This window comes from Mesorhizobium sp. M7A.F.Ca.US.014.04.1.1 (assembly GCF_003998745.1).
In the GTDB taxonomy this organism is placed as follows: Bacteria; Pseudomonadota; Alphaproteobacteria; order Rhizobiales; family Rhizobiaceae; genus Mesorhizobium; species Mesorhizobium ciceri.
Genome location: NZ_RZRW01000226.1, coordinates 1 through 8,744 on the forward strand (window position 1 = coordinate 1; position 8,744 = coordinate 8,744).

Below are 8,744 nucleotides of genomic sequence, written 5' to 3' on the forward strand. Positions count from 1 at the left end.
GGACCGCCGGAAATGACGAGCGACGGCAGGTCGCAGGAGGCCGCGCCCATGACCAGCGACGGGGTGGTCTTGTCGCAGCCTGCCATCAGCACGACACCGTCCATCGGATTGCCGCGGATCGCTTCCTCGACATCCATCGAGGCGAGATTGCGGAACAGCATCGCCGTCGGGCGCAGATTGGATTCGCCGCAGGAGAAGACCGGGAATTCCAGCGGCAGGCCGCCGGCTTCCAGCACGCCCGCCTTGATGTGCTCGATCAGGCCACGGAAATGCACGTGGCAAGGCGTGAATTCGGAGAAGGTGTTGCAGATGCCGATCACCGGGCGGCCGTCGAAGGCATCGTCGGGCAGGCCGTTGTTCTTCATCCAGCTGCGGTGAATGAAGGCGTCCTTGCCCTGCCCGCCGAACCAGTGCTGCGATCGTCTCTTGGTCATGGTTTTCCCGGAATTCAGGCTGGATGCTGGAGCTGGCTCAGCCCACCATCTACGACGAGCGTGGCCGCATTCATGAACGGGCACTCGTCGGAAATCATGAACACCGCAGCCAGCGCAATCTCGCGCGCCGTGGCGATGCGGCCGCCAGGATGTAGCGCCATGGTGTTGGCGCGTGCTGTGGCCGGATCGGCAAAGCTGTTCCAGTAGTCAATCGCCTTCTGGGTTTCGACATAGCCGGGCGCCAGCGCGTTCACGCGCACCCCTTGCGCCGCATATTCGAGCGCCAGCGATTTGGTCAGGCCGAGCAGCGCGTGCTTGGCGACCGGATAGGGAAAGGTGTGTGGGATGATGGTGAAGCTGTGCGTCGAGGCGATGTTGAGGATGGCGCCGCCGCCGCTCGCGATCATGCCCGGCAACACCGCCTTGCTGCAATTCCAAGCGCCCTTGACGTTGACGTCGAAGTTGCGGTTCCATTCCTCCTCGGTCGCCTCGAGCGGCGTCGAGAACACATTGATCCCGGCATTGTTGATCAGCGCGTTTATGGGGCCGATCTCGGCGGCCGCTTGGCTGACGGCAGCGGCAATTGCGGCACCGTCGCTGATGTCGGCTGCCGCATGCCCGACATGGCCGCGCGGCACGGCGAGGCCCGCGACGGTCTTGTCCAGCAGTGCGCCGTCGCGGTCGACCAGGAACAGTCTTGCGCCTTCGGCAAGGCAGGCCTCGGCGATCGCCAGCCCGATGCCTTGCGCGGCGCCGGTCAGGAAGATGCGTTTGCCGGAAAGGCGCTCAGCCATGGTTGTCGCTCCAGTCGAAGACGGTCATTGCGAATCTTGCTCTGAGAACCTCGCCGGGGGAAAGTACCTTGATCCCCATTGGGTCGGCATCGAAATGCTTCAACGCATTTGGGGTATGGCTCATCGGCTCCAGGCAGAAGAAGCTTCGGTCCGTGTCCGGCGCAAAGAGCATGTAGCGGTCGAGCTCCGCGTCCGCCTCGATGTCGATCCCCAGACAGTGCTCCGGCCAGATGATGCGCGCGATGCCGCTCCACCCTTCGAAGCCATTGTTCAGCCAACGGTCGGGCAAATGGCGCGGCGTTGAGAAATCGACATCGGCGGCAATGGCGCTCCTGGACGCTGGAAGGTGCCCGTCGCGCTCTGTCCACCAGGTTTCGGCCGGCGCAAACAAGGTCGTCCGCGGCGTGCGCGGAAAGAATGGATGGAAACCGAGGCCGAATGGCAGTGGAATGACGCCGGTATTTTCGACGGCAAGCCGGAGTTCCAGCCGCGCGCCGGCGAGCCGGAACGACTGTCGCGCATGGTAGACATAGGGCGAGTCGACGCCGCGCGGATGATCGAAGGCCAAATGGAGGCGGTCGACGCGATGCTCCTCGACCTTCCAGTTCGCCTGCCAGCCGTCACCGTGAATATAGAAAGGATCAGTCGTGTTGGGCGCCAGCGTGAAGTTTTGACCGCCGCAGGAAAACGCATTGCCCTCGACGCGATTGCCGATCGGCACCATCGGAAAGCAAGCGCAGTGCACAACGTCGAACTCGGCCTCGCCTTGGTAGGGACGCAGGAATGGCACCCCGTCGGCCGTATGGCCGTTGACGATTGCGCTGCCAGAGGGGCTGATCTCGACGCACAGCCGATTGCTTTCCAGTAGTATTCCAGCCGACATGCCCTGCCCCGAGTCAACGCCGGCCCAAAGCCGACGAGCGCAGATTGTCGAGCAGCACGGCCAGCAGCAAAATAACGCCGCGCACGATGTACTGGTAAAAGGCCGGGATGTTGAGCAGGTTCATGGCGTTCTCGGCGATGCCCATGATCAGCACGCCGACGATGACGCCCGACATGGTGGCGCGGCCGCCGGCAAGCGAGACGCCGCCGAGCACGCAGGCCGAGATGACCGAGAGTTCCAGTCCGACCGCCGCGTTGGGCTGGCCCGAGGTGATGCGCGACGCCAGCAGGATGCCGGCGATGCCGCAGACGACGCCTTGCAGCGCAAAAATCCAGATGCGCGTCCGGTCGACATTGACGCCGGCAAGGCGCGAAGCCTCCGGATTGCCGCCGATGGCCAATGTGTTCTTGCCGAAGACGGTGCGGTTGAGGACGAAGCCGAAGATGAAAAACAGGATGGCGAGCACCCAGACCGGCGTCGGAATGCCGAGCAGTTTGGACAGCGCGAGCTGGTAGAAATCCGGGCTGTTGATGCCGACGGCGCGGCCGTCGGACGCAATCAGCGCAAACCCGCGCACGATCTGCATGGTGGCCAGCGTCGTGATCAGCGCGTTGATGCGGAATTTGGCGATGACGACGCCATTGATGAAGCCGACGAAGGCGCCGCTGGCAATTGCCGCCAAGAGGCCAAGCAGGATCGAGCCGGTGTAATTCGACGCCATCACAGCGACCATGCCGGCAAAGGCGACGATGGAGCCGACCGACAGGTCGAAGTCGCGTGCGGCAAGGCAGAACATCATGGTGCAGGCGACGATACCGACGGTGACCACCGACTGCAGCAGGCCGAGCATATTGCGGTCGGTGAGGAAATTCGGCACCAGAGCCGAGACCAGCGCGAAGGCGACGACAAAGATGACGACGAGGCCCTGTTCGCCGAGCAGGATTTTTTTCAACTGGTCGGTCATGCCAAAAGTCCTCAAGATGCGATCGCGTCGGGGGTTTTCTGATCGGGGAGAGCGGCGGCCAGGATCGCCCTTTCGGCGAACTGGTCGCGGGTGAGCTCGGCGCTGACGCGGCCGCCGCACATCACCAGAATGCGATCGCAGATGCCCATCACCTCCGGCAGTTCGGACGAGACGACAACGATCGCCATGCCGTCCTGCGCAAGCTGGTAGAGCAGTTCATAGATTTCCGATTTGGCACCGACGTCGATGCCGCGCGTCGGCTCGTCGACAATGAGAACCCGCACCCCTTGTTCGGACAGCCAGCGGCCAAGAATGACCTTCTGCTGGTTGCCGCCGGAGAGGTTGATGATGTCCTGCTTGCGCGACGGCGTGCGCACCTTGAGCTTCTTGATGAAGGTTTCGGCGGTGGCGATCTCGCTGGCGCGGTTCAACACGCCGAAGCGCGTGTGATGGCGCCGCGACGAGATGTTGATGTTCTCCTCGACCGAGCGGCCCTGGATGATGCCGTCATGCTTGCGATCCTCCGAACACAGCACGATGCCGGCCCGGATCGTACCACGCGGATCGGTGGCAGGGACCAGCTTGCCATCGACGGTGATGGTGCCGCCCGAGCGCGGATCGGCGCCATAGACCAGACGCATCAGTTCCGAGCGCCCGGCGCCGATCAGGCCGAAGAAGCCGACGATCTCGCCTGCCCTCGCCTCGAAACTGGCCGGCGTCTTCAGTTTGGGGCCGCTGAGAGCGTCGACCTTCAGGCGGACATCGCCCGTTTTTCGTGCGCGAAAACCCCAGATATCCGAAATCTCGCGGCCGACCATTTCGGCGACGACCTGGTCGCGGGTGACGCCTTTCAGCGACGCATGGTGCGCCGCCAGCTTGCCGTCGCGCAGCACGGTCAGGCTGTCGCAGAGCCGGAACACTTCGTCGAGCCTGTGCGAGACGTAGATGATGACCTTGCCCTCGCCGCGCAGGCGGTCGATCAGGGCAAACAGGATTTCGCTTTCGCGCGAGGACAGCGACGAGGTCGGTTCGTCCAGCGCGATAACGCGTGCGTCGAGCATGATCGCCTTGGCGATCTCGACCATCTGGCGTTCGCCGATGGACAGCGTCTTGACCTTGCGGCGCATGTCGATGTCGATGCCGGCCGATTTCAGCTTGGCGCCGACGTCGTCCAGCATCCGGCGGCCGGCGATGATGCCGGCGTTGGCAGGGAAACGACCGAGGCTGAGATTTTCGGCAACGGTGAGTTCAGGAACCAGCTGCAGTTCCTGATGAATGACGATGACGCCATTGTCGAAGGCATCCCGGGTCGACGTATAGGCCTGAACCCTGCCGTCGATGCGGATCTCGCCCTGATCGGCATGCTGGTCGCCGGACAGTATCTTGATCAGGGTGGATTTGCCGGCGCCGTTCTCGCCCATCAGCCCATGCACGGCGCCTTTGTCGACGCCGAACGAGACGTCCGACAGCGCTTTGACGCCCGGATAGGTCTTGGTGATGTGCGAGAAGTCGAGAAAGGACACGGGCAGCGATCCTCTTGTGGAATGGCAAACAGGCGGCGGGATGAGCCGCCGCCTGTTTGTACAGGGAGGATTATTCGATGCCGAGGCCCTGGCGGACCTTCTGGTAGTCGTCGCGCTTGGCGAGTGCACCGGAAGTCAGGATCAGCTTCTCCGGCTCCTTGTTGCTGGCAACCCAGTCATACATGTTGAGCGCCGTTTCGTAGCCATGACGCTTCGGCGAGATGATCACGGTGCCGACGAAGCCGGTGGCCGTCGGCTTCTTGAACTCGTTGATCGCCGAATCCGCGCCGCCAATGCCAACGCCGATCACGCTATCAGCGGGGATGCCGACGCTTTCGGAGGCACGCACCGCACCCAGCACCGCTTCGTCGTTGAGGCCGAAAGAAACCCACTTCTTGATCTCGGCATGGGCGTTGAGCACGACGGTCGCCGCATTGAGGGCAGCTTCCGTATCGGTCTTGGCCTGAGGGGCGTCAAAAATGTTCTCGGCCTTGAAGCCGTTTGCCTTGAGCACCGAGATGGCGCCTTCGACGCGGTCGACGGCGGTCGGCAGTTGGTCATAGGAGACGCGGATGGCGCCGACCTCGTCGGCCTTCCAGCCGCGCGCCTTCATCTCGTCGACGATCGCCTGGCCGACCGCCTCGCCGATCTTGGTTGCCGAGATGCCCATATGCGGCACGTCTTCCAGCGCCTTGCCGTCGGCGCCGACCAGGCGGTCATCGACAGTCATCAGCTTGAGATTGTTGGCGGCGGCCTTGGCGACGATGCCGGGGCCGAGCTTCACGTCGGGCGTGCAGACGATGAAACCCTGCGCGCCCTGGGCGCCGAGATTGTCGATGGCCGACATCAGCTTCTCACCGTCTTCGGCGCCGATCTTGACCAGGGTAAAGCCCTTTTCCTTGGCGGCCTGATCAGCAAACTTCCATTCGTCCTGGAACCACGGCTCCTCGGGCTGTTTGACGATGAAGCCGATCTTGGTGTCCTGAGCATATGCAGCGATGGTCGTGACGGACAGCACGGCAAGCGCGCCCGCGACGAGCGCGGTCTTCAAAAGTCGCATGATTACCTCCCAGCGATAGACCGGGCGCTCAGCCCGGATGCCGGAGTCTCTAATCGCTTTTATCATACTCGTCAATTGATCTGGTATGATAATTAATGTACATGCTCTGACCAGCGATCGCTGGCGCAATTGATCCGCATCCGTTAAGGCCGGACCGGTTGTGCGAAACCAGCGGTTCGCCGCCTTGGAGGAGGGCTGAGGTGACCGGGACTTTGAAGAAACCGCAAGGCGACACAGCCACTCGCCGCCCGCGCGTTATGCCCGACGTGACCAAGGCGATTGCCTCGGACATCTTTTCCGGGCGCTATCCGGCCGGCTCCTCACTGCCGACCGAAAACGAGCTCGGCGTCGAATACAGCGTCAGCCGCACCGTCATCCGTGAGGCCCTGAAAGTGTTGGCGGCAAAAGGGCTGGTGCTGTCGCGGCCACGCGTCGGCACGATCGTCTGCAACGAGGACGACTGGAACATCATCGACCCGCAGGTGCTGGCCTGGCACGCGCCGCATGCACTGGACGACAAGCTCTTCGACGCCATTCTTGAGACTCGCCGGGCCATCGAGCCGCTGGTTGCCGAACTCGCCGCCACGCGCGCGACGCTGCAGGAAATCGCCGATCTCGAAGCCACCTGGCGCGGCATGGCCGGCGCCGGCGAGGATCTCGCCGCCTTCTCGCGCAGTGACATCGCTTTCCACCAGATCGTCTATGCCGCGAGCCATAACCCGATCTTTCGCCAGATCGGCAATCTCATCGACACCGGGCTGAAATTCTCGCTGGAGGCGACGGCGGTGATTTCGCTCGACCGGCGCATGGAGGCCGTGGCGGCGCACCGCGAGGTGGTCGAGGCGCTGCGTATGCGCAATGCCGATGCCGCGCGTGGCGCGGCAAACAAGATCCTCGACCTCGCGGCGCGCGACCTCGTCAGCGCCAAGAAACTCAAGAGCAACTGAGACTGCGCATGAAAATCATCTCGCTCACCACCTACATCGTTCCGCCGCGCTGGCTGTTCCTGAAGATCGAAACCGATGCCGGCGTCACCGGCTGGGGCGAGCCGGTGGTCGAAGGCCGGGCGCTGACCGTCGAGGCGGCGGTCAAGGAGCTTGGCGATTATCTCATCGGCAAGGATCCGCGCCTGATCGAGGACCACTGGACGGTGATGCACCGCGGCGGTTTCTACCGCGGCGGCCCGATCCTGATGAGCGCCATTGCCGGCATCGACCAGGCACTGTGGGACATCAAGGGCAAGGCGCTCGGCGTGCCCGTGCACGAACTGCTCGGCGGCAAGCTGCGCGACTCGATCAAGGTCTATTCCTGGATCGGCGGCGACCGCCCGGCGGAGGTCGCGGCCGGCGCCAGGGAAATGGTTGCGCGCGGTTTCCTGGCGCTCAAGATGAACGGTACCGAAGAACTGCAGATCGTCGACAGCCATGACAAGATCGACGCCGCTGTCGAACGCGTCGCCATGGTGCGCGAGGCCGTCGGGCCCAACATCGGCATCGCTGTCGATTTTCATGGCCGCGTGCACCGGCCGATGGCGCGTGCGCTCGTCAAGGAACTCGAACCCTATAGGCTGATGTTCATCGAGGAGCCGGTGCTCAGCGAAAACCGCGAGGCGCTGAAGGAGATCGCCGCGCTTGGCTCGACACCGATCGCGCTCGGAGAGCGGCTCTATAGCCGCTGGGACTTCAAGTCCGTGTTCGAGGAAGGCGTCGTCGACATCATCCAGCCCGACCTGTCGCATGCCGGCGGCATCACAGAATGCCGCAAGATCGCGGCGATGGCGGAAGCCTATGATGTCGCGGTCGCGCCGCATTGCCCGCTCGGGCCGATCGCGCTTGCCGCGTGCCTGCAGCTCGACGCGGTCAGCTACAACTGCTTCATCCAGGAGCAGAGCCTCGGCATCCACTACAACGCCGCCAACGACCTGCTCGACTATGCCGCCAACAAGGATGTCTTCCGCTACGAGGATGGTTATGTCGCCATTCCCGACGGCCCGGGCCTGGGTGTCGAGATCGACGAGGATTATGTCAAGGAACGCGCCAGGGAAGGCCACCGCTGGCGCAACCCGATCTGGCGCCACAAGGACGGTTCCTTCGCCGAGTGGTGATCCGGGCTGGCTTTCAGACTTCAAGCACTCCAGGAATAATGAAGACTTTGTCCGGCGAGCAGTTGCTCTCGAGAAATGGCTCGTTCGTTCGGTTTGATCGAGGGGCTTTCAGCGGCGTTGTCAAATTGACCATCAAACGCAGATGACCGCAGTGCGGCACATTCATCGGCTGCGAATTGCAGAGGGACTGTTTGGTGGAGCCAATCGGGATCGAACCGACGACCTCTTGAATGCCATTCAAGCGCTCTCCCAACTGAGCTATGGCCCCACTTCCGGCAGTCAACCGGCGCCGTTTCCGGCGAAGAGATCCGGCGCGGGTTGGAGACCGCGCCGTTAGTGCAGGCGGCTTCTAACCCCGCCTTTCTCAGATATCAAGCCTTCGAGAGCCGCTTTTTCTTCACAGACCACGAAAGCCCGCAAACGCCCGCTTTCAAGGCCGATCAGACCTCGTCGTCGTCGTCGCCAACGCCGATCATGTCGGCAACGTCGTCATCTTCTTCCTCTTCGTCGGCGAGGAAGGTGTCGTCCTCGTCGTCGCCGAGATCGACGTCGTCCTCATCGTCGCCAAGATCCGGCAGGTCGTCGCCCTTGACGTCCTCGTCGGCCTCTTCGAGCGAGACGACCTCAACGCCTTCTTCTTCCTCGGCGTCCACTTCCTTCTCGGCCACTTCCTCTTCCTCCTCGAGAGCGGCAATCTTGCCTTCCTCGAAATAGGAACGCGGATAGGTCTTGCCGGTGTAGGGCGAGACGATCGGGTCCTTGTTCAGGTCGTAGAATTTTCGGCCCGTCTCCGGGTCGATACGTTTTGTGCCAAGTTCGGTTTTTGCCACGGCAAGCCTCGTCAATAAAAGAGTGGTCCCCTTAACCACAGTTTGCAGCGCTGTCAAAGCGAAAAGCCGGCGTCACAAAACCATGCATTGAAAGGCCTCGCGTGAAGTGACGACCATGGGGATGACCATTTCGGCCCACCGTGGTACGAGAC

At 62.8% G+C, this 8,744-nt stretch carries 9 protein-coding genes and 1 tRNA gene; 2 read left to right on the plus strand and 8 right to left on the minus strand.

The genetic code is table 11. The annotated features are described in order from the left end of the window. From EOA22_RS16565 to EOA22_RS16590, 6 genes are all read right to left on the minus strand, one after another. The coding region (locus EOA22_RS16565; RefSeq protein ID WP_206521290.1) for a dihydroxy-acid dehydratase at positions 1 to 434 on the minus strand (434 nt) is incomplete at its 3' end. 14 nt (positions 435 to 448) lie between these two features. Then, positions 449 to 1,228: an SDR family oxidoreductase gene (locus EOA22_RS16570; RefSeq protein ID WP_063169849.1), complete on the minus strand. Its 780-nt coding sequence runs from the start codon at positions 1,226 to 1,228 to the stop codon at positions 449 to 451. After that, a complete protein-coding gene (locus EOA22_RS16575) occupies positions 1,221 to 2,111 on the minus strand; it encodes an aldose 1-epimerase (RefSeq protein ID WP_063169848.1) in 891 nt (296 codons plus the stop codon). Before EOA22_RS16575 ends, EOA22_RS16570 begins: the two co-directional genes overlap by 8 nt. 13 nt (positions 2,112 to 2,124) lie before the next feature. After that, positions 2,125 to 3,075, minus strand: coding sequence for an L-arabinose ABC transporter permease AraH (gene araH / locus EOA22_RS16580; protein ID WP_063169847.1), 951 nt, complete (start codon positions 3,073 to 3,075; stop codon positions 2,125 to 2,127). Between the two features lie 11 nt (positions 3,076 to 3,086). After that, positions 3,087 to 4,598 (minus strand): L-arabinose ABC transporter ATP-binding protein AraG, encoded by a 1,512-nt coding sequence (araG, locus tag EOA22_RS16585; RefSeq protein ID WP_027164219.1) that lies wholly within the window; start codon positions 4,596 to 4,598, stop codon positions 3,087 to 3,089. 70 nt (positions 4,599 to 4,668) lie between these two features. Continuing rightward, positions 4,669 to 5,658 carry an arabinose ABC transporter substrate-binding protein gene (locus tag EOA22_RS16590; protein WP_024501894.1) on the minus strand — a complete coding sequence of 330 codons (990 nt, stop codon included), beginning with the start codon at positions 5,656 to 5,658 and terminating at the stop codon, positions 4,669 to 4,671. 257 nt (positions 5,659 to 5,915) lie between these two features. Here EOA22_RS16590 and EOA22_RS16595 point away from each other — a divergent pair, with 257 nt between their 5' ends. Together EOA22_RS16595 and dgoD are read left to right on the plus strand one after the other, a co-directional pair. Next, the gene (locus EOA22_RS16595; protein WP_050596413.1) at positions 5,916 to 6,605 is read left to right on the plus strand and encodes a FadR/GntR family transcriptional regulator; all 690 of its coding nucleotides are present in this window, start codon (positions 5,916 to 5,918) and stop codon (positions 6,603 to 6,605) included. Positions 6,606 to 6,613: 8 nt separating this feature from the next. Further along, positions 6,614 to 7,762, plus strand: a complete 1,149-nt coding sequence (gene dgoD, locus EOA22_RS16600) for a galactonate dehydratase (protein WP_024501895.1) — start codon at positions 6,614 to 6,616, stop codon at positions 7,760 to 7,762. A gap of 192 nt (positions 7,763 to 7,954) precedes the next feature. On the opposite strand, the gene EOA22_RS16605 is transcribed toward dgoD, so the two are convergent. Together EOA22_RS16605 and EOA22_RS16610 are read right to left on the minus strand one after the other, a co-directional pair. Then, positions 7,955 to 8,030 (minus strand) — tRNA-Ala (locus tag EOA22_RS16605). Positions 8,031 to 8,202: 172 nt separating this feature from the next. Continuing rightward, on the minus strand, positions 8,203 to 8,592 hold the full coding sequence (locus EOA22_RS16610) for a TIGR02300 family protein (RefSeq protein WP_013528180.1): 390 nt from the start codon (positions 8,590 to 8,592) through the stop codon (positions 8,203 to 8,205). Positions 8,593 to 8,744 lie beyond the last annotated feature (152 nt).

Bases quoted from the DNA above. Each gene is read 5' to 3' on its own strand.
- EOA22_RS16570 (WP_063169849.1), bottom strand. From the start codon at position 1,228: ATGGCTGAGCGCCTTTCCGGCAAACGCATCTTCCTGACCGGCGCCGCG.
- EOA22_RS16575 (WP_063169848.1), bottom strand. From the start codon at position 2,111: ATGTCGGCTGGAATACTACTGGAAAGCAATCGGCTGTGCGTCGAGATC.
- araH (WP_063169847.1), bottom strand. From the start codon at position 3,075: ATGACCGACCAGTTGAAAAAAATCCTGCTCGGCGAACAGGGCCTCGTC.
- EOA22_RS16590 (WP_024501894.1), bottom strand. From the start codon at position 5,658: ATGCGACTTTTGAAGACCGCGCTCGTCGCGGGCGCGCTTGCCGTGCTG.
- EOA22_RS16595 (WP_050596413.1), top strand. From the start codon at position 5,916: ATGCCCGACGTGACCAAGGCGATTGCCTCGGACATCTTTTCCGGGCGC.
- dgoD (WP_024501895.1), top strand. From the start codon at position 6,614: ATGAAAATCATCTCGCTCACCACCTACATCGTTCCGCCGCGCTGGCTG.